The sequence below is a fragment of the Bartonella sp. AP20NXHL genome, assembly GCF_042196165.1.
In the GTDB taxonomy this organism is placed as follows: Bacteria; Pseudomonadota; Alphaproteobacteria; order Rhizobiales; family Rhizobiaceae; genus Bartonella.
The window spans coordinates 65,291-92,225 of record NZ_JBHIPV010000003.1 but is presented as its reverse complement, the minus strand read 5'-3'; the positions used below and the strand labels follow the sequence as shown (position 1 = coordinate 92,225).

General features: G+C 36.3%; 15 protein-coding genes, 1 tRNA gene and 1 pseudogene. 7 read left to right on the top strand and 10 right to left on the bottom strand.

Annotated features, from left to right (window positions below):
- Nucleotides 1-30 precede the first annotated feature (30 nt).
- Nucleotides 31-2,547 (top strand): SPOR domain-containing protein, encoded by a 2,517-nt coding sequence (locus ACFILL_RS02785; RefSeq protein WP_375643198.1) that lies wholly within the window; start codon nt 31-33, stop codon nt 2,545-2,547.
- 176 nt (nt 2,548-2,723) lie between these two features.
- On the opposite strand, the gene ACFILL_RS02780 is transcribed toward ACFILL_RS02785, so the two are convergent.
- Nucleotides 2,724-2,999 carry a hypothetical protein gene (locus ACFILL_RS02780; RefSeq protein ID WP_375643200.1) on the bottom strand — a complete coding sequence of 92 codons (276 nt, stop codon included), beginning with the start codon at nt 2,997-2,999 and terminating at the stop codon, nt 2,724-2,726.
- 310 nt (nt 3,000-3,309) lie between these two features.
- Here ACFILL_RS02780 and ACFILL_RS02775 point away from each other — a divergent pair, with 310 nt between their 5' ends.
- A complete protein-coding gene (locus ACFILL_RS02775; RefSeq protein ID WP_375643201.1) occupies nt 3,310-4,416 on the top strand; it encodes a branched-chain amino acid aminotransferase in 1,107 nt (368 codons plus the stop codon).
- Nucleotides 4,417-4,522: 106 nt separating this feature from the next.
- Here ACFILL_RS02775 and glpX read toward each other — a convergent pair whose 3' ends face one another.
- The gene (glpX, locus tag ACFILL_RS02770; protein ID WP_273791203.1) at nt 4,523-5,509 is read right to left on the bottom strand and encodes a class II fructose-bisphosphatase; all 987 of its coding nucleotides are present in this window, start codon (nt 5,507-5,509) and stop codon (nt 4,523-4,525) included.
- A gap of 140 nt (nt 5,510-5,649) precedes the next feature.
- Nucleotides 5,650-6,966 (bottom strand): homoserine dehydrogenase, encoded by a 1,317-nt coding sequence (locus ACFILL_RS02765; RefSeq protein WP_273791204.1) that lies wholly within the window; start codon nt 6,964-6,966, stop codon nt 5,650-5,652.
- A gap of 1,346 nt (nt 6,967-8,312) precedes the next feature.
- On the opposite strand from ACFILL_RS02765, the gene ACFILL_RS02760 reads away from it, so the two are divergent.
- The 3 genes from ACFILL_RS02760 (at nt 8,313) to ACFILL_RS02750 (ending at nt 11,957) form a co-directional block, all read left to right on the top strand.
- Nucleotides 8,313-8,387: transfer RNA gene (locus ACFILL_RS02760), tRNA-Glu, on the top strand.
- Nucleotides 8,388-9,199: 812 nt separating this feature from the next.
- Nucleotides 9,200-10,414 carry an NADP-dependent isocitrate dehydrogenase gene (locus ACFILL_RS02755; protein ID WP_375631315.1) on the top strand — a complete coding sequence of 405 codons (1,215 nt, stop codon included), beginning with the start codon at nt 9,200-9,202 and terminating at the stop codon, nt 10,412-10,414.
- A gap of 118 nt (nt 10,415-10,532) precedes the next feature.
- Nucleotides 10,533-11,957, top strand: a complete 1,425-nt coding sequence (locus tag ACFILL_RS02750) for an MFS transporter (RefSeq protein ID WP_375631314.1) — start codon at nt 10,533-10,535, stop codon at nt 11,955-11,957.
- 42 nt (nt 11,958-11,999) lie between these two features.
- Here the strand turns inward: ACFILL_RS02750 and ACFILL_RS02745 are convergent, their stop codons facing one another.
- The 7 genes and pseudogenes from ACFILL_RS02745 to ssb all read right to left on the bottom strand — a co-directional run bounded on the left by ACFILL_RS02745 (nt 12,000) and on the right by ssb (nt 22,249).
- Nucleotides 12,000-13,199 carry an MFS transporter gene (locus ACFILL_RS02745; protein WP_375631313.1) on the bottom strand — a complete coding sequence of 400 codons (1,200 nt, stop codon included), beginning with the start codon at nt 13,197-13,199 and terminating at the stop codon, nt 12,000-12,002.
- A gap of 1,300 nt (nt 13,200-14,499) precedes the next feature.
- A complete protein-coding gene (tgt, locus tag ACFILL_RS02740) occupies nt 14,500-15,618 on the bottom strand; it encodes a tRNA guanosine(34) transglycosylase Tgt (protein ID WP_273791486.1) in 1,119 nt (372 codons plus the stop codon).
- Between the two features lie 1,452 nt (nt 15,619-17,070).
- The gene (locus ACFILL_RS02735; RefSeq protein WP_273791487.1) at nt 17,071-17,583 is read right to left on the bottom strand and encodes a peptidylprolyl isomerase; all 513 of its coding nucleotides are present in this window, start codon (nt 17,581-17,583) and stop codon (nt 17,071-17,073) included.
- Between the two features lie 18 nt (nt 17,584-17,601).
- The gene (locus ACFILL_RS02730; protein ID WP_375643202.1) at nt 17,602-18,195 is read right to left on the bottom strand and encodes a peptidylprolyl isomerase; all 594 of its coding nucleotides are present in this window, start codon (nt 18,193-18,195) and stop codon (nt 17,602-17,604) included.
- A pseudogene (coaD, locus tag ACFILL_RS02725) lies at nt 18,185-18,704 on the bottom strand (pantetheine-phosphate adenylyltransferase). The gene ACFILL_RS02730 and the pseudogene coaD overlap by 11 nt, the downstream one beginning before the upstream one ends.
- 24 nt (nt 18,705-18,728) lie before the next feature.
- Nucleotides 18,729-21,512, bottom strand: a complete 2,784-nt coding sequence (gyrA, locus tag ACFILL_RS02720; RefSeq protein ID WP_375643203.1) for a DNA gyrase subunit A — start codon at nt 21,510-21,512, stop codon at nt 18,729-18,731.
- A 230-nt stretch (nt 21,513-21,742) separates the two neighbouring features.
- On the bottom strand, nt 21,743-22,249 hold the full coding sequence (gene ssb, locus ACFILL_RS02715) for a single-stranded DNA-binding protein (protein WP_273791491.1): 507 nt from the start codon (nt 22,247-22,249) through the stop codon (nt 21,743-21,745).
- A 329-nt stretch (nt 22,250-22,578) separates the two neighbouring features.
- Between ssb and uvrA the strand changes: the two genes are divergently transcribed.
- Together uvrA and ACFILL_RS02705 are read left to right on the top strand one after the other, a co-directional pair.
- Nucleotides 22,579-25,494, top strand: a complete 2,916-nt coding sequence (gene uvrA, locus ACFILL_RS02710) for an excinuclease ABC subunit UvrA (RefSeq protein WP_375643205.1) — start codon at nt 22,579-22,581, stop codon at nt 25,492-25,494.
- Between the two features lie 1,072 nt (nt 25,495-26,566).
- Nucleotides 26,567-26,905, top strand: a complete 339-nt coding sequence (locus ACFILL_RS02705; RefSeq protein ID WP_015856528.1) for a P-II family nitrogen regulator — start codon at nt 26,567-26,569, stop codon at nt 26,903-26,905.
- Nucleotides 26,906-26,935 lie beyond the last annotated feature (30 nt).

Genomic DNA, 26,935 nt, shown 5'->3' with positions numbered 1-26,935 from the left:
GTAAGTGCAAACCACCATGTGAGAAAAGCTATGAGCGATAACGATCGCAAAAATCTACACGAAACAAAACACGATCATGAACACCATGATCCTTTAGAAAGGCTTACGCGCATTTTTAATCCGCACAAACAAAGCGGAAACCAAAATGAGCAATCTTCTTTAAAAACAGATCGATCAACATCTCACCCCGAAATATCATCTCATGATGATGATTTTGATTTGTCCTTTCTAGAAGAGGAACTTGAAAATAATTTAGCACATGACTTACCGTTTGATGATCAAAAAAAACAATGGGACTTGTATGCAACCAGCAACGCAACAGCCTCAAATATTGCACAAGCTGCTTCTTTCAACCATTCAAAACAAAATAATTTATCTGAAGAGAAATATTCTTCACCTAGCAGTCATGATGAAGAACAAATTTTAGATGAGCTTTCTCCATTACCAATCCCAAAGAATCAATCACATCAACAGAAAACAACAGCAACCAGTGCTGATCCTTTTCTTGAAAAAAGTAATCTTATGTCACAATCAGAATCAGAAAATTTCTTTTTTGATAAATCTGAAAGGCACGAAAATAAGAGAGAGATGCCAGAAGATGTTGAACAAACCAATCGTTTTTCACAAATAAATTCACAACAACCTGAGACTACGAATATACAAAAAACTTATGATGACAATCCAAACCTCTATGACACTTCTATAAACCATCCCTATAAAATTTCAGCTGATCAAGAAAATTGGATTAAAAAAGATTATCCTGATGCCTCCTCTTCTACAGAGGAAAATGAGTTTTTCTCATCTTCTAATCTTGTGTCAGAAAGACAAAACACTGCAATAAATCAAACAACAAGTACCTTCTCCTCACCTTTAGATTCTCCACCAGTTGATAGACAATCTTATTTAAAGGGGGCTTCACAAGAAGATCATACAACCAATTATCCCCATTTTTTTGAAGCCCCCCCCTCACAACAAGAAACTTATAGCGAAAAAGTTCCGATATATGATGAGGCTCGAGCCCAATACATCAATAATGCCGAAGGTGCCTCTAACCCAAATAGAAAAATTTCATATAATGAAAATAATTTAGATGAGTTTCTTTCCTCATCACCCTCTTTAAATATAAAACAAACGGATGGCTTTTTTGCCCATAACTATACGCACAGAGATACTCCCCCTCCCAATGTTGATACTTATAAATTTTCAGAGGAAATCGTAGAAAAAACTGGTCCTATTATGGTTCCAGAAGTCCCGTATGAAGCGCCAGAATATGATGTGCCAACTAATGGTGGTTTAGAAGAAGAATTTGCTGATGTACTCAATGTAGGAAATGTTCCAACAGATAATTTTTCTCAAAAACAACAGAAGAATGAAGTTTTTAGTGAAGTTTTTCATCAGTCTATGCAAAATTCAAAAGAAGGTGTTTATATAAACTCTAAAGAACAAAATTCCGACTATTCTTCTTCTGCCAATATGGAATATAATTTCCCCTCTTTTAGCGAGAATTCATCATACACAAGCTCAGATGAGGTTCCCACGCATCCATCAGCTCCTCCTCCCTTAAAAAGTTTTATTTTTGGTAAAACTTTCATTAAAGGTTTTTTTATACTTATTTTAATAGGAATTGGGTTTGCAGGTTATTCTCACTTTTTTATGCCATCACAAAAAAATGAAGAAACGGTCATTATCCACGCTGATAATACGCCTTTTAAATTCAAACCAGAAACAACTGAAACGAAAAATGATGTTGCACATAATTTAGATATCTATAAACAAACAACTGAACAAAATGAGAAACAAGAAAATACACAACAATTTCTTATTGATAACTCTGAACAACCTGAAAATTTAAAAGAATTAAACCCTGAAGAATCTTCAAACGTTTCCTCCTCGTCTTTAAATGAATCTGATGTTGAAGTTGCAGTCACAGAAGCCATAAACCATACTATTCCAATGCGAGAAGTACAAACTGTTATTGTCAATCAAGATGGTACAGTTACACTAGCCCCCGCGCATCAAACAAACAGCAAAACTGCTGCTCAATCTGAAGAAAGCATTGATCAAGCTTCTAATGAACTTCAAGATTCGTCCCTTGTTTCGTCGCATGATTCTGATATAAACGACCAAGAAAGAGATCATGATCTCAAAAATAATATTGATAAAATAATTGCAGAAAATAATTCTAGCTCAAATATTGAAGAAAAATTTATCCCTATTCCTTCTCATGCAGAAAGAAATACACAAGTTGAAACACCAGCCGCGTCTCGCTCCACATCACCAAACAGAGTCGCAGCACAAAATTCAGAAAGTTATTACGTACAACTTGCATCTCAACCAACGCATGAGCTCGCTAGAAATTCTTTAAAAAATATGAAATCTAAATTTGGATTCCTTATCGGCACCCGTTCTTTAAATATTCAATCCGCTTTTATACCAGGAAAAGGTACTTATTACCGTGTTCGGATTCAAGCGCAAGACCGTAATGAAGCCATAATCCTTTGTGAATCCATTAAAAGTTCTGGTGGAAGCTGCTTCATCACACGCTAAACCAAACATGCAACGGTTGTTAAAACCGTTGCATGATTTATTTTCATACCATTTAATTACTTATCAAAAACTTCAGAAATTAAAATCGTTCCAATCTTTTTATGTCTTTGTGCTGACTTTATTCCTTAATCTACGTCGATTTTCGCCCTATCTAAAAGATTATATTTATGAAAAAATCACTCCGTACCCTTATAGGTATAAGGTACAGGAGGAAGTGAATTTAAATCTTTTTTTGGCGTTGTTACACTTTGGCTTGTTTCTGGAGTATTATAACGCGAACTATGTTCAGGAGATTTTGCAAAAAAAGATCCTAAAAAACCAAAAATAAACCAGATAATAACCATCGCAAGAAGAATAGCAAAAATACCCTTAGCGATTGAAACACGTTGTTCACGACCTTTTCTTTCTGCGGCCATACGTTCTTCATATGTGTGATAATTTTTCTCAATCATAGTGGATTCCTTTTCTCAATTCCCTTACCTTTAAATTTCTAGAAAATATGCATATATGAAATTATTCAGATACTTATTATGAGAAAACGATAATTATAGACAAAAGTTCCAGCTTACTTCATAAAGTTGAGAAAAAGAGGCGAGGATAGAATTAAAATATCTACCCTACCCTAGCCTTTGAATTCTATAATAAACCCCTTTGTATTCTATAATAAAACATTGACACAAAGGTTTTGTTAATAATAGAGTTATAATCAAAATATTTCATTATTTTTATTAATAAAAATGAAACATACTCAAAAGGTTTTTTATGAAATCTCCCATATCATCGCTTCCCTTTAAAATAGAAAAGCACCCATCTCCTCTGTCAGAAGAAAAATATGAAGAAATTTTAAAAAGTCCCGGTTTTGGTCAATTTTTTACAGACCACATGTGTACTATTCAATGGACTGAAGACAAAGGCTGGCACAATGCTATCATCTCTCAATACAAAGCTTTAGAAATTAACCCTGCAAGTACCGTTTTACATTACGGACAGGAAATTTTTGAGGGTTTAAAAGCATATCGTGCAAAAGATGGGCGCATCTTGCTCTTCCGTCCTGATGCCAATGCACAACGCTTTATAGAATCAGCGAGGCGTTTAGCTATGCCAGAATTGCCAAAAGATATTTTTCTGGATGCCGTTCATCAATTAGTAAAGATTGATCAAAAATGGGTTTCTGATCAGCCCAACGCTAGCCTCTATATCCGTCCATTTATGTTTGGCAATGAAAACTTTTTGGGAGTCCGCCCTTCTCAAGAATATCTTTTTTGTATCATAGCCTCTCCAGTTGAATCCTATTTCAAAGGAGAAGAAAAATCTGTCAGCGTCTGGATTGAAACAGATTATAGTCGTGCCGGTCCAAGAGGAACAGGGGCTGCCAAATGTGGTGGAAACTATGCAGCAAGCTTACTTGCACAAAAAAGTGCAACTGAAAACAATTGTAGCCAAGTACTCTTTCTTGATATGATTGAACATAAATGGATTGAAGAACTTGGTGGTATGAATGTCTGCTTTATTATGGACAATAATACACTTGTAACCCCCCCACTTAATGGAACTATCCTTCCAGGAATAACACGTCATTCACTCTTAGAGTTGGCAAAACAAATGGGATTAAAAATAGAAGAGCGTCCTTATTCTTTTGCAGCGCTTCAAGAAGATGCAAAGAGTGGACACCTTAAAGAATCCTTTGCTTGTGGTACAGCTGCCGTTGTCACATCAATTGGTCGTTTTAGATATAAAGGAGGAGAATTTATTATTGGAAATGAAACAGTTGGAGAAGTCACAAAGCAGCTTCGTAAACAATTGGTTGGCATTCAAAAAGGGAACATAGAAGATAAAAATGGCTGGGTGCATTCTGTGCAACTCTCATAATATTAAGGGTATTCCCATATCTATAAACGCTTCCATGAAAGTAGCTTCATGGGAGCGTATTTCCTAAAAAAACTCCTTTTATTTTTAGTGACAAAAAAAGAAAACATTAATCAAATTTTGAATGATCTCTATGCTGTGCTTTAATATTACGAACTGTACCCGTATGGGCGCGCATTACGAGAGTTTCCGTTTGAATGTAGTGAGGTGTAAATTTAACACCAGAAAGCATATTACCATCTGTCACCCCTGTTGCTGAAAACAAAACATCACCCTTTGCCATTTCTTCCATTGTATAAACCTTATTGGGATCACTAATCCCCATTTTAGCTGCACGAGCAATTTTCTCTTCTGTATCAAGCAGCAAACGACCTTGCATCTGTCCTCCAATGCAGCGCAAAGCAGCAGAAGCTAAAACACCTTCAGGTGCTCCACCAATCCCCATATAGATATCAATACCTGTTTCTTCTGGATCAGTTGTATCAATAACAGCAGCCACATCTCCATCCCCAATCAAGCGAATCGACGCCCCTGTCGCTCGTACTTCATCAACCAATTTTTCATGACGAGGTCTATCCATAATACAAACAACAATCTGATTAACAGCCACTCCTTTAGCCTTCGCAAGAGCATGTATATTATCGGTAGGAGAAGCATCTATATCGACTATTCCCTTTGGATAACCAGGACCAATAGCAATTTTGTTCATATAAACATCAGGAGCGTAAAGGAGATTACCCTTTTCAGCAATTGCAACTACTGCCAAAGAATTAGCAATATTTTTAGCACAAAGTGTTGTACCCTCTAGTGGATCAAGTGCAATATCGATCGCCAATCCACTTTGAAGACCCACTTTTTCTCCAATATAAAGCATAGGCGCTTCATCCCGCTCACCTTCACCAATCACCACTGTACCATCAATAGGCAATCGATTAAGTTCTTGCCGCATTGCATCTACAGCAGCCTGATCCGCTGCCTTTTCATCGCCACGTCCGCGCCAGCGTGCAGCAGCAACAGCAGCACGTTCAGTAACACGTACCAATTCAAGCGTCAAAATACGATCAAGTCCATTTAAAATCTTCTGAGTTGTGGGCATATGAAAAAATCCTACCGAATGAATACCAGAAAAATATGAGTCCTTATTAAATACTAAGAATAAAGTTTTTTGGCAAAGATGAAAATTTTTCACAAGAGATAAAAGAACTCAAGCGTGCGTTTTTATTATCAAGAAAGTTATCAATTCTTTGCCATAGGTTCAATACGAATAAATTGAGATTTTGCAACAAGATGTCCATCTTTTTCAATTTCTGCAAGTGCCTGTCGTACATTCACCTCTGTTGTTTCATGCGTAATTAAAATAATTGTTTTTTCAATTTGATCTTCTACAAAAGATCTTTGAACAATCGACTCCAATGAGATGTGATTATCAGCCATATGCCTTGCGACCGCGGCAAAAACACCAGTACGATCATGAACATTTAAACGAATAAAATAACCACCTGCATGATGCGAAATACGTGCTTTTTTATGAGGAGCAAGTTCTAATGCTGGACGTCTTAAAACAGGTGCATACTGAAAACCAGAACGCGCTTTTGCTATATCAGCCAAATCACCAATAACGGCTGATGCTGTTGCCTTTCCTCCAGCGCCAGGACCAGAAAACAGTAATTCACCTAATAAATCACTTTGAATAGAAAGAGCATTGGTTACACCATTTATCTGTGCAATCATTGAGGATGCTGGTACCATTGTTGGATGAACGCGTTGCTCTATTCCAGAATCCGTTTTTAATGCAACCCCTAAAAGCTTAATCCGATACCCCAATTCATCAGCTGCTCGAATATCAATTTGCGAAATATTATGAATTCCTTCAACATAAACATCATCTAACGAAATAGCTGTTCCAAATGCCAAGCTTGTCAACAAAGCTAATTTATGAGCAGTATCATTTCCCTCAATATCAAAAGTTGGATCTGCTTCAGCATACCCAAGTCTCTGTGCATCTGCTAAACAATCTTTAAATGAAAGACCTTCCGTAAACATGCGTGTTAATATATAATTACAGGTTCCATTGAGAATACCATAAATTCGCGATATGCGATTACTAACAAGTGATTCTCTCATCGCTTTGATGACAGGAATCCCCCCTGCAACAGCTGCTTCAAAATGAAGAAAAACACCTTTTTTTTCTGCAATTATAGCCAGCTCTACTCCATGTCGAGCAAGAAGAGCTTTATTGGCTGTTACAACATGATGTCCCGCCTCAAGCGCTCTCTTAACAGCGGTATACACCACATCCAATTCACCACCAATTAACTCTACAAAAACATCAATCTCATCAGAAGCAGCCAACTCCACAGGTGAATCAAACCATTTTATATCACTGAGATCAAGTCCACGATTGCGGCCTTTATCGCGCGCACTAACAGCAACAACTTTGATGAATCGCCCACATTGACAAGCTAAACTATTCGCTTTTTCACATAGAGCTCGAACAACTGAAGTACCAACCGTACCAAGTCCCGCAACACCAACTTTTAAAGCTTCTGCCATTATTAACCACTGATCCCTATCTTCATTGAAAAATCGTTTAAATGATGTGCCAATCAACACAAAGAATATTTACATCCATAAGAACAAAAGAAATACCCCGCTCTATTCACTTCATTTTTTCCAATAGAATTATCCCCGCTTGTTCAATCAACATTCCTAAAAATATAATATTTATTGTCTTCAAAGATTTCAGAATCTTTATAAAATATTTAATTCAGAATGAAAATCTGTAAAACTGATAAATGCAAGTTTCCATAAAGAAAAGTTCTAAAAAATAATCAATAACAAGTTAAAGAATATTGAAGACTTAGTAAGAAAGAATAAAACATCTCTTCTAAATCAACAAGTATGGAACAAAAAACATTCTTTTATATGATAAATTAAGAGAATGGATAAAATAAAGTAGATCAGTACATAATAACACATTTCTTCCTACCATTCCATAGCTTTAAATATAAATCTTTAATGCAAAATCTTAACGCACTCATATATCAAAATAGAACCTTACATTAAAGTAAAAAACAAAACTTAATATGCGCACACCATAATTCTGAAATATTATAAATATAGAGAATAAAGTTTCAAAATTTGAATATTTTATCTCAACTTATTGCCACCTCTTTAAAAAACTAGCGAATTGAAATGAAAAAAAACTCAATCTACCCTTTATCCACGCTAATTCATTTTCAAATCAAGAACCTTCTCAATATATAAAAGAGCAAATGAAGGGTTTTTAATCTTAAATTTCTTACAGACATGTAAAAGTAAATATAAAAAATATTTTTAATATATTCTATAAAAATTGATTTAATATTTTCATTTTTATTATACAGATATCTATTTATATTTTGTTAAATTGTAAGTAATCTATGGATTATTCATAAAAAAACTTTTGTATGATTGGTATTATTTGTTTATTTGGTAATAAATATTGTATTTCTACTTTATAAATTATACAGTTTTTGCTTTATGATAAGCTCAAATGAGAAATCTTCCGTATAAAGGCTCTTTCAAGCAAGTTAAATAATATTCTCATGTGACAACAAAGATAACAAACGATAAAATATGTAAAAAATAAATACATTTAAAATGCTGTTTTGATCATTTTTGCCTACTTTTCAAACTGAAAATAAATGCAAATATCATTTGCTGAGATGATACCCACATCAAAACTTTCTATCAATGATGATAACTTTACATTTTTTCTACAAAAAATCTTAGAAAATAAGATGATTCAAACAAGAGTTTCTCAAAAATTATTCAATAAAACACACTTTTTTCAAAAAAAATGACACAGAGGGCTTGCGAAGTAAAAAGATCCTCTCTATAAGCCTCATCATTGGTTTGCGCCCATCGTCTAGCGGTTAGGACATCGCCCTTTCACGGCGGAAACAGGGGTTCGATTCCCCTTGGGCGTACCATCCTCCTTTTTTCTATGTGTAATATATTCATTTTATTTGTGTTTTTAAAAATGAGGGATGCATAAATAAAAACGAGAGAACAAGATTTTAAAAGGAATTTCTTCGTAAATTAAAAGGAATCTCTTTGTAAAAAGGATACAAGAATCATTAGGTGATTAATTTCTTTGTTGCATTTCGAGGATAGTGCTTTACTGCGCACAGTTATAACAATAAGAATCTATAAAATATAAGAGTTAGAGTATTCTAGCTCGCGATACGGTAATTTTATAAGTCATATTCTTGCGTATGCTGTTAATTTTTAAATTAAACCAGCCGCATCATTTATACGTTTTTTCCAACCTTCAAAACTGAAGTTTATCCCAAACGCATTTTATATGAAGCATTTCTAATTACAGTGCCTTTGTTATCACATTAAACTTTTTATAAATAAACAAACCGTAATCTTAGAGTTGAAATAGCAATATAAAAAATAGATGCTTATTCACCTCACACAACAAATCAAGAAACTATAATTCAGAATACGATCAATTTATTAAATGGAATCTCTGATAATAAAAACGCATAATCCCCGTCCCTCGGTGATCTAACTACCTTATCTATTAAACAGATTCTTCATCAATCATAGAATACTTATAGATTTATAAACACATCACTTCTTTTCAAGGATTAAACCCTCCAACAAAATTTTACACTCTATTGATAATATATTCTAAAAGCTCATATTTGAATGCTTTTTTCCCTTGTTTTTACTTTTCATTATAAAGTTGAAAGTGTTATATAAGTAGTATCGCTTAAAAGAAAAAGGATTTCTAATGGTAAAGATCAAAGTAGAAAACCCCGTTGTTGAACTTGATGGGGATGAGATGACCCGCATCATCTGGAAATATATCAAAGATAAATTAATCCATCCCTACCTCGACATTGATCTAAAATATTATGATCTTTCCGTCGAAAATCGTGATGCAACCAATGATCAAGTAACAATCGATTCTGCCAATGCTATAAAAGAATATGGGGTTGGTATAAAATGCGCAACCATCACACCTGATGAGGCACGCGTTAAAGAATTTAACCTAAAAAAAATGTGGAAATCACCTAATGGTACAATCCGCAATATTTTAGGAGGAGTCATTTTTCGCGAACCCATTATCTGTAAAAATGTCCCTCGCCTTATTCCTAACTGGACAAAGCCAATTATTATAGGACGTCACGCTTTTGGCGATCAATACAAGGCAACAGATTTTAAATTTCCAGGAAAAGGGAAATTAAGTATTAAATTTGTAGGTGATGACAATCAAGTTATTGAACATGATGTTTTTGATGCTCCAAGCGCAGGGGTTGCCATGGCTATGTATAACCTTGATGAGTCAATTCGTGATTTTGCCCGCGCATCCTTTAATTATGGACTACAACGGAATGTTCCAGTTTATCTTTCAACAAAAAATACCATTCTAAAAGCTTACGATGGTCGTTTTAAAGATATCTTTCAAGAAATATTCGATATGGAATTTAAAACTGAATTTGAAAACCGTAAATTATATTACGAACACCGTCTTATTGATGATATGGTTGCTTCTGCATTAAAGTGGTCAGGTGGATACGTATGGGCATGTAAAAACTATGATGGTGATGTCCAATCTGATATTGTTGCCCAAGGCTTTGGTTCTCTTGGTCTCATGACTTCTGTTCTCATGACACCTGATGGTAAAATTGTTGAAGCAGAGGCTGCACACGGCACCGTAACACGCCATTACCGTCAGCATCAAAGAGGCGAAGAAACATCAACAAATTCTATTGCATCTATTTTCGCATGGACACGTGGACTGGCGCACCGTGCTAAACTAGATAACAATGAGAAATTAAAAAACTTTTCCACGACATTGGAAGAAGTTTGTATTAAAACCGTCGAAGAAGGTTTTATGACTAAAGATCTCGCACTTTTGATTGGGCCTAAACAAAAATGGCTTTCTACAACAGGTTTCCTCGATAAAATTGATGAGAATCTCAAAAAAGCAATGGGCAATTAAGTTATTAATTAAATTAAAATTCAAAGCTCTAAACAGAGCTTTGAATTTCTCTTGGCAAATTCAAAGAAGTACCTTATAAGTAAAAAGAGGATAAATTTTTATTAAATAGCAAAAAACAGTGAAACAACAGAGCTGGTCTGAGCTTTTATTGGGTAAAAATGGTCTTTGCTTTTTAACGTTTACAGGTGGTGTTATATTACACGCTACCAATGTTTATATTGTTATTACTATTTTACCTTCCCTTATAAATCATATTGGCAATGAATATTATTCTTGGGTGGCGACTGTCTTTATTACAGCTTCACTCCTTGGTACTTCACTTGCAACAAAAATATTAGGGAAATTAGGTCCTCGCAACGCTTATGTTATCTCTGGTCTTATCTTTACCCTAGGCACTTTCCTGTGCAGCATTTCTTCATCTATGCCATTATTTTTAATAGGACGCTTTATTCAAGGATTGGGAAGTGGTTCTTTGTTATCTCTATCCTATTCCATGGTACGTATTGTTTTCAGCCCATCTTTATGGTCACACGCATTAAGTGTTATCTCTGGAATGTGGGGAATATCAACCTTGTTAGGACCAGCAATCGGAGGAATTTCTGTATATTATGGCCTATGGAGAGCATCCTTTTGGATCATTGGCGCATTAGCTATATTCTTCTCACTCATAGCCTTTAAAATTTTACCCAAAAAGAATGAAAACTATGTTCCAACATCCCCCCTTCCTCTTCTCCAGCTTCTCACACTCACCTTATTGATTTTTATCATCTCTGTTGGAGGAGCTATGGACACAACAATGGCAAAAATTTGCGGATTAGTTATTGGACTTAGTCTTCTCTTTGTTTTAGCAAAAATCGAATCATATAGCTTTCATCCTATGTTGCCGCGCAAATCCTTTTCTTTCTCTTCTGAAATTTTTCCTGTTTACGCATTAATACTCGTTATGACAACAGTCGTGTACAGTATAGAACTTTATTTACCACTTTTTCTTCAAGAACTTCATGGACAAGCTCCACTTATAGCCGGTTATATAGCAACACTTATGAGCCTAGGGTGGACGTGTGGAGCCCTCTCAAGTGCTGCTGTCTCCACAAAAAAAATTCGCAACATCATTATATACTCACCCCTATTAAAACTGTTAGGTATAGCGATTCTTTTATGGCTCATACCAACAGAAGTTTCCACGCTTGAATATATTTTTATTATTTGCTTAGCACTATTTTCTATTGGAATCAGTGCAGGCATAGCATGGCCACATTTGCTCACACGAATTTTACAATGTACAAATGATGAAGATGCTCTCCGTGCCAGTGAATCCCTTACCTCCGTACAACTATTTTCAGCTGCATTGAGTGCAACTCTAGCCGGAGTTATCACCAATCTTGCCGGACTCTTTAATCCTGGAGGAACAATAGGAATGATCTTAGCAGCAAAAACTCTTCTTGTAGTGCTCATTGGTTTTTTATTTTGTTTTGCTATTCCATTAGCGCTGCGCATTTCTTACTGCATGTTAAAAAATCCAACAGGACATTCCAATAATTAAATAAACATAAAAATACCTTCTTCATTTTAAAAATGAAAAACATTAAGCATGCTTCTCCATATACCATGAGACGCAAAAAACCATTAATCCACACAAAGTTAGAACACTTCCTAAAACAGCTGTATATTCATAACTATAACCCAATTTTAAAACTAATGCTCCAGATTCTGCACCAAGAGCGTTGGCAATATTAAAAGCAGACTGCATTAATGCTCCTGCCAAAATCTGTCCCTGTAGTGCAACATCCATAATTTTTGTTTGTATAGAAGGCATAGCAGCAAAAGAAGTTCCAACAAAAAAGCATCCTATTGCCGCTGTTAACGGAGCATAGGATAAAAATAAAAAAATAAAAAAAACAAATACGCTCCAAAGCATAGAAAAAAATATCATCGGCGAAATACCAATTTTAACGGCTAATTTAGGCCCCAAGAGATTTCCTACCACCATTCCCAATCCAACTAACGGCATAATAAATGGTACCAACTCAAGTGAAACACCAGAAATATGCATTAATGTTGGCTTGATATAAGTGAAAACAGAAAATAATCCTGACGCTCCCACCGACACCATCAACAAAAGAAGCCACACCTGCTTTTGCTTTAATGCACCCATTTCTTGCAAAGGATTCGTTTTTGGAAAACTTGAATCACAAGGAAAAAAATTCCAAATAAGCAAACAACATAATAAAGCGATCATCCCCACAAGGACAAAAGCAATCTGCCAACCAATAAGTTGACCAATCCAAGTAGCACTGGGTGCTCCCAAAACGGTTGCAATTGTTAAGCCAAGCATAACATATCCAACAGCTTTAGAACGTTCTTTCATTTCTACCATTGAAGAGGCAACCATAGCCGCAAGTCCAAAATAGATTCCATGGGGAAGTCCACTGAGAAAGCGTAATACTACTAATATGCTAAAATCAGAAACAAAGGCACTAGCAATATTTGCTAAGGCATAAAAAAGCATCAAGCCTATCAAAACAGTTTTGCGTGATACCTGAGCTGTTGCCACAGCTAAAAGAGGTGCTCCAATCACAACTCCTAATGCATAAGCAGAAATATATTGACCAGCGGTAGGAATATCAACATAGGAACTTCGTGCCATCTCTGGCAGTAGCCCCATTGCAACAAACTCTGCAGTACCAATAGCAAAACTGCCCACGGCAAGAGCTAAAATTATTAAACGTCGTATTCTCGAATCAATTCCCAATGCAAGAACCTTTTGTTGATAAGAATCCCTCATATCATCACTTCTGGATAGGAGTTTTAACTGTAAATATCTGTAATACACACAAACAAAAATTCAAAACATTGTTATACGCATGCCCAATAGTCCCCAATAAAGTTTTAGAAATATTTTTATATATAAAGCATTTTATGGAGTTTTAAGTAAGATTCTTTAATGGAAAATCTTTGAAAACCTCAAGGTCATAGACGTATTCACATTCACCTATTTCTATCAGATATACCAGATAATAAACTTTGTCTCCTCTTTTCAGCCGTTGAAATTTTACAGTGAAAACTTTATTTTACAACGATATACTATACCCTATAAATAATTCTAAAATTTGCTGAATAATGCATTTCAAACAAGTGAACAATATCTCATCATTATCTTGATACAAAGATAAAACTTCTCCCCCAATTATTGTTGCTTTATTTTTGCTACCTAAATGCAGATCCCCCAAATCGATAAGCTATAATTTCAACTTTAGGCCATTCTTATAAATTATTATAGAGTCTTTAAAAAATTCTCATGATAATAGTGCTTGGTTTCTAGATTTATTAAATATCCTCTTTTAGGCATCTTTCCCCCTCCCTCACAGAGGAATCGCATCAGATATCTAACTCACTATCTGTAAATTAAAATATTCACGTAAATATATTATGATTATTTTCATATAAATTCTATAAACAAAGCAGAAAACAAATATAATAAGTTTTGTTTCAATATATATATTGATATTTTATAATATATGATAATTATTGTGATTAATATTTAATTTTTATTACATTAAAACTATAAATTTTTAGTTTTACAATATTAATAATATTATATAAATCTATGTAAATAATATTTATTTTAATATATAAAAATAATAACAATATAAAATTATAACATTTTAAATATGTAATCTTATTTTAGTTTTATTTTAATTTTCTAAAAATTTATCTGTTCGATTGTATATAATCCATTATTTACCTTTAATAATAAAAAACACAAAATATCTCATAAAAATACAATTTTCATACTTCTTTAAGAGTTCGCTAACGCCTCATTAACATTGTTGCTGTAAACAGTCATCAGAAACAGAAAAACTGTTTTTCTCCGGATCAGGTAGCGCGTACCGGAGTAACAGTTTCTGTTTTTATATAGTAATTAGAAACAGAATATGTGCCCTTATAAAACCGCACTGTTATATTTTAAGATAGTGAAATTTTATAATTTTGGAAGATGTTTCTAATTTCATATTTTTAACTAAATTTGTAAGTGCGAGAATAAATTCAATAAAAAAATGAGGCGTTATATTACGATTAATATTTTAGCGTCCTTGTGCCCATAGAGCACGCGTTTCAGCGCAAAAATCAGCATAACAGCCTTCCTCAATGGCATCACGAATTCCCTGCATAAGTTGTTGATAATAAAAAAGATTATTCCAAGTCAACAACATCCCCCCAAGAGATTCACCAGATTTGATCAAATGATGCAAATAAGCACAACTATAATCATGTGCTGCTGGACAAAGTGACTGTGGATCAAGAGGATGTGGATCTTCTGCATAACGCGCATTACGCAAATTAATTCTACCAAAGCGGGTAAAAGCTAAACCATGACGTCCTGCACGCGTTGGCATAACACAATCAAACATATCAACACCACGTGCAACACTTTGTAAAATATCATCAGGTGTCCCTACTCCCATAAGATAGCGTGGTTTATCCTCTGGTAAAATCGGACAAGTAGTATCCAATACTGCTGTCATAACACTCTGCGGCTCACCAACAGCAAGCCCTCCAATAGCGTAACCTTTTAAATCCATTTCTTTTAATGCTTGAGCAGAACGTTCACGCAGTTTCATATTATCACCACCTTGAACAATCCCAAACAATGCTTTATCTGGCTGATCTCCAAAAGCTGTTTTACAACGCAGCGCCCACCGCAATGAAAGTTCCATAGCTTCTTCCATTTCTTTTTCAGTTGCTGGTAATGCAATACATTGATCCAACTGCATCTGGATATCCGCACCAAGAAGTCCTTGAATTTCGATAGAACGCTCTGGACTCATTTCATAGTAAGCTCCATTAATGTAAGAGCGAAAAATCACACCTTGTTCAGTAATTTTACGGATTCCCGCCAATGACATAACCTGAAATCCACCAGAATCGGTTAAAATAGGTCCGCTCCAGCGTGAAAATTCATGTAATCCTCCCAAACGCGCAACACGTTCAGCTCCTGGACGTAACATTAAATGATAAGTATTCCCCAAAATGATATCTGCACCAAGATCACGAATTTGATCCATATACATAGCCTTAACAGTTCCTGCCGTCCCAACAGGCATAAATGCGGGTGTACGAACACATCCTCGCCCCGTTATAATTTCTCCTCGACGTGCATACCCATCTTGAGCAATTTTTCTATAATGAAATGTCTTTATCATAACTCTCGTCTTTTTGATTCCATCAATGCATATCTCTATAGAAAGAAAAAAGATATCCCCTTACGCGCATTGTCATAAGCTTTATGAATTAATTTTTGATTCGCTCAATATTGTAACCAGCATCAAAAATTAAACGAGATAAAAGAACATTTCTTGTTAAGAAATCACCATAATAAAAGTGATAATCTAACTCTAGAAAAATAGTAAAATCCTTATAATATCATACCTCAAAATACCTACGCTTATCCTTAACAGAACTGCAAAATTATTATCACAATAATTTCATCTTCACATACTTCCATAAGCAGTAACTTTGTACCCATAAAAGAAAATTTTGAACGCATTGTACAGCTCACAATATTCTTTAACTTTTACAGATAAAAATTTTTCATCTACTGGGCACAGCGATCCTCACGCTTAATAAAAGTGCAAATGAACATAATCATTTATCCACTCACAATATTGAGATAGCTCTTGGCATTGGAGATAATTCACAAAAGAAATTAACGTGTAAATAAAAATACTTTAAAAAACTAAAAATGCTTTTTGTAAAGATTCTCAAATACCAAAAGCTCTATCGTAACATTAGAGGCTGAAAAAGCGTATGATGGTACCCGTTTGCTCCTTCACAAGCTTTAAAGATGGTGGTGCATAATATTTTATACTATTTATAGCTTTAAAACTATACATGCCATGAATGTCATCGTGGAAGTGAATGTTGATATGTACTGAGAAATGCTTCTTAAAAAAACACGTAAATATGCAACACAAGTGTATTCCGTTTGGAGCGTTCCTCTATAAAAAAACGAGAAAAATAAAAGCGTAAGTCCATGCATAATCTTCATTATTTAAAAGATATTGCATTAGATACTTTTAAAAAAGTAAAGCTGAATTAAAAAGGAGATGGCAAGACTTGCCATTTGTTTCACTTCTGCGCCTTTATTATATTCTTCTAAGATTAAACTGTCTTCTTATTTTAAAGATTACGCCAATATATATAAATGCTTGTTTTCCACCTTACTAAGAAAACTGGATGAGCGAGTAAAGCTCTTATCCGTCTTAATATGTGTTTCAAACATGCTTCTGCATTAGGATTGGATGTTGATTTACAAGCAGAAACAAAAGCACACTCTCTCTCAGGAAAGTAACATCATAAAACCATTAAGACCGACAATGGATGGAAGAGAAATGCCAAATTTTTTATAAAACACTTTGCCAAACAACAACCATAATACAACAGACTTTGCGTTTTCTTATTCTGACAGGTGTTTGTACAAATCTTTTGCGTTATATTCTTAAGGAAGATCCGATTGAAGGAAATATATGGACAATGCTTAGCTCGAAATTATAAAAGGTAAGCGTGATACTACAAAAGAGTTTTGTGTGCCTTTATTGATCAGAAAAGAGTATTTTTTTCTTAGAAACTTACAATTAAAATCAGTATAGTTTATACTATTTTGCATCCGCAGCAATAATGGCTTTGGTAATTGAATCTGGATCTGAAACAGGTTCACCACGTTTAATTTTATCAACATTTTCCATACCTTCAACAACCTGCCCCCATATGGAATATTGACGATCAAGCCACGGAGCATCTGCAAAACAAATAAAAAACTGAGAGTTAGCAGAATTTGGATTCTGACTCCGTGCCATAGAAACTGTACCACGCTTATGAGAAAGATTTGAAAACTCTGCTGTTAAATTTGGTTTTTCTGCCCCCCCCATACCCGCACGTGATAAATTGAATTTTTCACTATCCTTCTTTCCAAATTGCACATCCCCTGTTTGCGCCATAAAACCATCAATAACGCGATGGAAAATAACATTATCATAAGCACCTTCACGTACCAATTCTTTAATACGTGCAACATGACAAGGTGCTAAATCAGCAAAAAGCTCAATAACAACTCTGCCCTTTGTTGTTTCAAGAATTAAAGTATTTTCTGGATTTTTATTCTCTGCCATATGGAAAGCTCCCTTGATTCATTTCTCAACTTGTAAAGTAGCAGCATTAATAACATCAGGATTTTTTACAGATCCATTATTACTTGTCGTACCTTTTTTTATTTTATCAACAACATCCATCCCCTTTATAACCTCTCCAACAACCGTATACTGACCGTTTAAAAAAGCAGCATCATCAAAACAAATGAAGAATTGAGAATTCGCGGAATCCGGATCTTGTGACCGTGCCATCCCAACTGTACCACGCTTAAACGGCTGCTTTGAAAACTCTGCCGGTATATTGGGATAATTTGAGCCACCCATACCAACGCGTTTCAAATCAAAATCTCTACTGCCTTTTTTTCCAAATTCTACATCACCAGTTTGTGCCATGAAATTAGGAATAACGCGATGAAACACAACATTATTATAGGCCCCCTCCTCTGTTAATCTTTTGATTTGCGCAACATGTTTTGGCGCCAAATCAGGACACAGACGAATAATGACATCACCATCTTTGAGAGATAAAACAAGAAGGCTTGCATCGCTTGCTGGTCTAGGATTACCAGCGACAGCGGACAATGAAAAAAAACAAAACACACATATCAAAACAGCAAAAATTCTACGAGACACAATTATTCTCCCCTAAAAGATTGGAATTTCGAGCTCAAAGCTTGTGCAACATTGGGCGGTACAAATGGTGTCACATCACCTCCCATAGAGGCAATTTGGCGTACCAATGTAGAAGTTATCGCACGCCCAGAAACACTTGCCGGCAAAAAAACAGTTTGCAATTCAGGAGCCATAACGCCATTCATCCCGGCCATTTGCATTTCATAATCAAGATCAGTACCATCACGCAATCCACGAATGAGAAATGAAGCACCAACTTCACGCGCCTTCTCAATGAGAAGGTTGCTAAATGAAAGAACCTGCAATCGATTAGAATCTGCACCAAACAAGTCTTTCCCGACCTGCGTAATGAAATCAACACGCTCTTCGAAGCTAAAAAGTGTTTTTTTGTCAGCCTGTATCCCTATAGCGACGACCACCTTATCAGCTAACACAAAACACCCTTTCAAAACATCAAGATGACCATTTGTAAGAGGATCAAAAGAACCCGCGTAAAGAGCAATTTTCATGACTTTACTCCTTCCTCTTAAAAATTATTTTTCTTCGCTCATATCAACTGTATCAGAATGCTTCTCACCTTCATCATCTAATGAACTCGTATCATCTTCAGGTTCAGAAATACGTTCAACCGATACGACTCTTTCACCTTTGGCTGTATTAAAAATTGTGACTCCCTTAGTTGAGCGCCCAGCAGTACGAATTCCCTCAACAGGGACACGAATAAGCTGCCCCCCATCTGATACCAACATAATTTGATCTTGCGCCTTCACCGGAAAAGCCGCTACTAATTTACCAATTTCAGCTGTTTTAGATGGATCTGTTGCGCGAATCCCCTTTCCGCCACGTCCCGAAATCCGGAACTCATAGGAAGAAGAACGTTTACCATAACCAAACTCACTCACTGTCAAAAGCATTTGTTCACGTGCATGAAGTTCTGCATAACGTTCATCTGTTAACTCTGTTTCAGCACCCCCATCTTCTTCATCAAGAGTTATAACATCTTCAACATCAGCATCTGCACCAGAAGCACGCCGTTCATTCATTACACGTTTAATATAAGCAGAACGCTCAATGGACGTCGCCTCGACATGCTCTAAAATTGTCATCGAAATGACTTTATCGCCTTTAGCTAAATTGATACCACGAACTCCCACAGAATTACGCCCAGCAAAGACCCGAACATCAACAACTGGAAAACGGATACATTGTCCATTGGCTGTTGTTAGAACAACATCATCATGTTCTGTACAGGTTTCAACAGAAAGAATTTCATCTTCTTCATCAAGTTTCATCGCAATTTTACCATTACGATTAACCTGAACGAAATCTGATAATTTATTACGACGCACAGTTCCACGTGTTGTCGCAAACATAATATCTAATGCACTCCAGCTCGCTTCATCTTCAGGCAAAGGCATAATCGTTGTAATACGCTCACCTTGTTGTAAGGGAAGCATATTGATCAAAGCCCGCCCACGCGATTGGGGTGTCCCCAGCGGCAGTCGCCAAACTTTTTCCTTATAAACAATCCCACGTGATGAAAAGAAAAGAACCGGAGTATGCGTATTGGCAACAAACAACCGCGTTACAAAATCCTCATCCTTCGTGGACATACCAGAACGCCCCTTACCACCACGTCGCTGTGCACGATAGGTATTAAGAGGCACACGCTTAATATAACCACTATGGCTTACCGTTACCACCATATCCTCTGGCGCGATCAGATCTTCACTCTCCATCTCAGCGCTACCAAAGCCAAATACGGTACGTCGCGGCGTTGCAAACTCCTCACGAAGAGCACTCAACTCATCCTTAACAATACACATAATCCGCACGCGTGATGCCAAGATCTCAAGATAGTCAGCGATATCCACGCCAATTTTATTCAATTCATCAGCAATTTCATCACGCCCAAGGGCTGTCAATCGTTGCAAACGCAATTCTAAAATAGCACGCGCCTGTTCTTCAGAGAGATTATAAGTACCATCCTCATGAATAATATGACGAGGATCATCAATAAGTTTAATCAAAGGCGCAACATCCATCGCTGGCCAGCGTCGCTCCATTAACTGTGCACGTGCTGTCTGCGGATCAGGAGCTTTGCGAATAAGCGCTATAATTTCATCAATATTGGCAACAGCAAGGGCAAGACCAACCAAAACATGTGCTCGCTCACGCGCTTTACGCAAAAGATATTTTGTTCGCCGACTGACAACTTCTTCCCGAAAAGAAACAAATGCACGAAGCATATCAAGCAACGTCATCTGTTCGGGTTTTCCCCCATTCAAAGCAACCATATTACAACCAAAGGAAGTTTGCAGCGGCGTATACCGATATAATTGGTTTAAAACAACTTCCGCAACAACATCTTTCTTCAGCTCAATAACGACCCGATATCCATCACGATCAGATTCGTCACGCAAATCAGAGATTCCTTCAATGCGTTTATCGCGCACCAATTCGGCCATTTTCTCAATCATCGTTGCCTTATTAACTTGATAAGGGATCTCACTCACAATAATTGCTTGTCGACCACTGCGAATCTCTTCGATCTCAACTTTAGCACGCATAATGATTGAGCCACGCCCTGTTTCATAAGCTGCACGAACACCAGAATGTCCGAGGATAATGCCCCCTGTAGGAAAATCCGGACCAGGAATAATTTCAATTATTTTATCGAGTGTGATATCGGGATTATCAATCAAAGCGATACAACCATCAACGACTTCACCAAAATTATGGGGAGGAATATTGGTTGCCATTCCCACAGCAATCCCCCCTGATCCATTAACCAAAAGATTGGGAAAACGCGCTGGCAAGACAACCGGTTCACGCTCACGCCCATCATAATTATCCTGAAAATCAACAGTATCTTTATCAATATCAGCTAAAAGTTCTTCTGAAACTTTTTCTAAACGACACTCAGTATAGCGCATGGCCGCAGGTGGATCACCATCAACGGAACCAAAATTTCCCTGACCATCAATTAATGGATTTCTTAAAGAAAAGTCCTGCGCCATACGCACTAATGCATCGTAAATTGAAGCATCACCATGGGGATGAAATTTCCCCATAACCTCACCAACAACACCAGCAGATTTACGATACGACTTATTAAAAGAAAGCCCCATCTCATTCATAGCATGAAGGATACGTCGATGAACAGGCTTAAGACCATCACGGACATCAGGGAGTGCACGTGAAACAATCACGCTCATCGCATAATCGAGATAGGAGCGTTGCATTTCATCAATAATACTGATTGGTTCAATACCGGTTAGCACATCACGTTCTGGGTGTGGAGTAAGATCGGTCACAATTTCAAAACTTTCAAAAAAGAATCATTTCACTTTATTTATAGCGAAAAATACACCAAAATGCTAATTTCTCTCCCATGACAAAAAAGAAATTTAACAATATTTTTCAAGATGTTATTAATTTATATTTTAAATTACCAATAATAATTAACAATTTTCACTTCGCTAAACTTCAAAAATCTGAAACAAGCAAACCATAAAATGATCATAATACTGCAATTTAAAGACTCTTAAAAAGGGACATCATCATCTAATTTGTGTGAAAAACTTTCTCCCAATTGATTATTATTTTGACCAAAAGTATTTCTCTGATTTGAGTGACTATCGGCAAAGCCACCACTATAACTCCCCCCTTGACTTGCTCCTTGCTCCCCGCTCGCAGCTCCCCGCCCATCAAGCATTTGTAATTCGCCACGGTACTTTTGCAAAACAATCTCTGTTGTATAACGGTCATTTCCATTTTGATCTTGCCATTTTCGTGTCTGTAACTGCCCCTCAATATAAATTTTGCTGCCTTTTTTTAAATATTGCTCTGCAACTTTGACAAGGTTTTCATTAAAAATAACAATACTATGCCACTCAGTGCGTTCTTTTCGCTCATTTGTATTCCGATCGCGCCAACTTTCTGAAGTAGCAATACGCAGATTTGCCACTTGATCACCAGAATTCAAACGGCGGATTTCAGGATCGGCACCAAGATTACCAATCAAAATAACTTTATTAAGGCTACCAGCCATCGTATAAACTCCAAAATTTTAATTCGTAAAGTACTCTGTTCTATAACAGTTATAACCATCTTGACCTTCAATTTACATGTCGCAATTGACCATCAATATGGGTATGCTATCCTTTCTCAATACTGTATTGAGTGTAATTATACCAAAAGATGATAAAAACACATAGTTTATTCCACCACGAGAGAATAAAAAGCTGCTCATTTGTATTTTTTTCACAAAACTTATACCTTCCTTTTGCATTAAAGCAGTTAAACACATTGTAATTCTAAAAAAACAGTTTTATTCCATTTTAGGTGCTCAATTTTTGCCACATATGCCAAGGATAAAGTATGACTCATCAAAAATATATCTCCATTCGCGGTGCACGTGAGCATAACCTTAAAAATATTGATCTTGATCTGCCTCGTGACAAACTCATTGTTATAACAGGACTTTCTGGATCAGGGAAATCATCTTTAGCGTTTGATACAATTTACGCTGAAGGACAACGTCGCTATGTCGAAAGCCTTTCAGCCTATGCACGCCAATTTTTGGAAGTCATGCAAAAACCCGATGTCGACCGCATAGACGGTCTCTCTCCAGCTATCTCCATTGAACAAAAAACAACCAGTCGCAACCCTCGTTCAACGGTAGGTACCGTTACTGAAATCCACGATTACATGCGTCTTCTCTTTGCACGTATTGGTATTCCTCATTCTCCTGCAACAGGACTTCCTATTGAAAGCCAGACAGTAAGTCAAATGGTGGATCAAATTATGTCCTTACCAGAAGGAACACGAATTTTTATTATGGCACCCTTAGTGCGAGGACGAAAGGGAGAATATAAAAAAGAGCTAACAGAACTTTTAAAAAGAGGATTTCAACGCGCTAAAGTTGATGGAAAATTCTATGAAATCGCTGATATTCCACCTCTTGATAAAAAATATAAACACGACATCGATGTCGTGGTAGACCGCATTGTTGTACAGAAGGATATCACCTCTCGCTTGGCTGATAGTATAGAAACCTGTTTACAGCTAGCAAATGGGCTTGCCATAGCTGAAATGGCAGACCAACCCTTAGCACAAAAAGAAACGACAAAGGAATCTGCTCATAAATCAAAAAATGATACACACAAACGGCTCATTTTTTCAGAAAAGTTTTCCTGCCCAGTATCGGGTTTCTCTATTCCTGAAATTGAACCACGCCTTTTTTCGTTCAATAATCCTTTTGGGGCCTGTCCTCTCTGCGATGGATTGGGTATCAAAAAGGCAATGGATCCACTAAAAATTGTGCCAAATAAAAACCTTACCCTAAAGAATGGAGCCATTGCTCCTTGGGCTAAATCGGATTCACTTTATTATAGTCAAACCTTAGAAGCATTAGGAAAAGCTTACGGTTTCAAACTCACAGATCAATGGTGTGAACTCTCTAGTGAAGCACAACAGGCTATTCTCTACGGTACAAAAAGAGATGAAATTTCTTTTATCTATAAAAATAATTCTGGTTCGCATAAAATGACCCAACCCTTTGAAGGAATCATCCCTAATATGGAGAGACGCTGGAAAGAAACCGATTCTGCTTGGTCTCGAGAAGAAATCGAACGTTATATGTCTTCTTCGCCCTGCCCAGCTTGTCACGGTTATCGTTTAAAACCAGAGGCACTTGCTGTAAAAATAAACGGAATGCATATTGGGCAAATATCAGATCTTTCTATTCTAAAGGCAGATGATTGGTTTGCCAATGTTCATCAATATCTCACAGAAAAACAACGTAATATCGCCGTACGTATTTTAAAAGAAATTCGTGAACGCTTGGCTTTTTTAAATCATGTAGGATTGGAATATCTTACCTTGTCTCGAAATTCAGGAACGCTTTCAGGGGGAGAAAGCCAACGCATTCGGTTGGCATCCCAAATTGGTTCTGGTCTTACAGGTGTTCTTTATATTTTAGATGAACCATCTATCGGTTTACACCAACGCGATAATGAACGCCTTTTGGAAATGCTGCGTCATTTGCGCAATCTTGGCAATACAGTTATTGTTGTTGAACATGATGAAGATGCTATTCTCACAGCAGACTATGTTGTTGATATGGGGCCTGCCGCAGGCGTTCATGGTGGAGAAATCATAGCGCAAGGGACACCGCAGGAAATTATAGAAAATTCAGCCTCTCTCACAGGCCAATACCTTTCAGGAAAAATGGCTGTTAAAATGCCGACAAAGCGACGCAAAATATCAAAAACGAAAACACTTAAAATCATTGGCGCCAAAGGCAATAACCTCAAAAATATCAATGCGAATATTCCTCTTGGAACCTTCACATGCATAACTGGTGTTTCTGGAGGAGGAAAATCAACATTTCTTATTGAAACGCTTTTCAAAGCAGCATCACATCATATCATGGGCTCTCATCACAGCCCTGCCAGCTATGACAAAATTGAAGGATTAGAATTTCTTGATAAAGTCATTGATATCAACCAGTCCCCTATTGGACGCACCCCACGCTCTAATCCCGCAACCTATACAGGTGCTTTTACACCGATTCGTGAGTGGTTTGCTGATCTTCCAGAATCAAAAGCCCGCGGTTACAAAGCTGGGCGTTTTTCATTTAATGTTAAAGGAGGACGGTGCGAAGCATGCCAAGGCGACGGAGTCATCAAAATTGAAATGCACTTTTTACCTGATGTCTATGTTACTTGCGATGTCTGTAAAGGAAAACGCTATAACCGAGAAACACTAGAAATAAAATTCAAAGGACAGTCTATAGCCGATATTTTGGATATGACAATTGAAAAGGCAGAAGAATTTTTCCAAGCTATTCCCGCTATTCATAATAAAATGGAAACTCTCATTAAAGTAGGATTGGGTTACATAAAAGTAGGACAGCAAGCAACCACACTTTCTGGTGGGGAAGCACAACGTGTAAAACTTGCGAAAGAACTTTCTCGTAAAACAACGGGACGTACACTCTATATTTTGGATGAACCGACAACAGGTTTACATTTTCATGATATTTCCAAACTTCTTGAAGTGCTTCACGAACTAGTCGAGCAAGGCAACACAGTTATAGTCATTGAACATAACCTTGATGTTATAAAGACAGCCGACTGGATTATTGATTTAGGACCAGAAGGTGGAGATCGCGGTGGTGAAATTGTTGCAATTGGACGCCCTGAAGACATCATTAAGGTTCCCGCTTCCTATACGGGAAAATTTCTAAAAGATGTTTTACTACGCCCATCTCTCTATAATTCCAATTCTTAGAAACGCTTTTTATTGTAAAATACAGCATACTAACAAAGCCTGTACTTTTACTATTACCTGTAAACCAACACCTAATTCCAGTAGTGCAACACGTTTGAAGCAAAGACTAAAAACAATTTAGCGCTTTATAAGCTGTTTCAGTTGTCGTATTGCCAAATAAGAATGCGCGCATAATTGCATATTTATTCTCTGTTTTGTTTATACCTGAAACGACCAGACAGCCTAAACTGGGAAAAATACGAAGTTTTAAAGGTATAAATAAGTTCCTATCTTTACATCACTTCTTAATTTATCTTTATGATTTCAAAGGAATCCGCGGCAATATCTTATAATGAAGATTGCCATTGCTTCACGCTTTTATTCATCGCGTTCCTTAATGGGATCATATTCCTCACGAAGGGACAAAACGCCCCAAACGGAATATATTTGCATTGCCAATTCACACATCTGTTTTAAAGAAACATTTCTCAATGCTCCCAAGCCCATTTCACAACAGCAGCTATGAATGCTATAATGATAAACTCATTTATTGTACACCACCATTTTTACGTTTATGAAGAAGCATAATCAGCAACATCACACTCTTTTCCAATATTTATCTCCCCTACTCCCTAATATTGTAAAGCCTTTAGTTATCGAAAGCTTTCATAAAAAACATTTTATTTCTTTTTTCAAATGTTGTTACCCACACACTCGTACTATTTATGATATATAAAGGTATTGTTTTGATTGATTGACGACAAAAAGATCTAAAATGAGAAAATCCTACGCTATTAGAGTTTCTCATTTAATGTGGAAAATGTCTAATTATCCTTATTAGTAAATGTGTTATCTAAAAAAAAAGAAACAAAACTCTTTTATTGTATAATTTGAATTATTGTAAAAGAATTGTAAGGTTTTTTCCCAAAAAACAGTATTTGGCTGTATTCTACAAAAGAAACTCTCCTAACAGAGCTTAGAGTGTCATTATTTGCGACTTTTTGTGCACAAAGTATCTGTTGGACATCTTACAGTTGTCAATATAATGTGATGCAGTCTAAAAAGACAAAATAACGTTGGAGATAATTTCAGCATGAAAAAAATTGAAGCCATTATAAAACCTTTCAAACTTGATGAAGTGAAAGAAGCGCTTCAAAAAATTGGGTTACATGGTATTACAGTAACAGAAGCGAAAGGTTTTGGTCGTCAAAGGGAACATACAGAACTTTATCGTGGTACGAAATATGTTGTTGACTTTCTACCTAAAGTAAAGATTGAAATTGTTGTGTCCGATGAAAAACTGGAACAAACTGTTGATGCAATACGTAAAGCAGCTCAAACCAAACATATAGGAGATGGAAAAATATTTGTCTTTTCCATTGATGATGCAATTCGTATAGGCACGGACGAAACCGGTATCGATGCCCTTTAATAAATAACGAGAAAATTCACTTTTTTATCC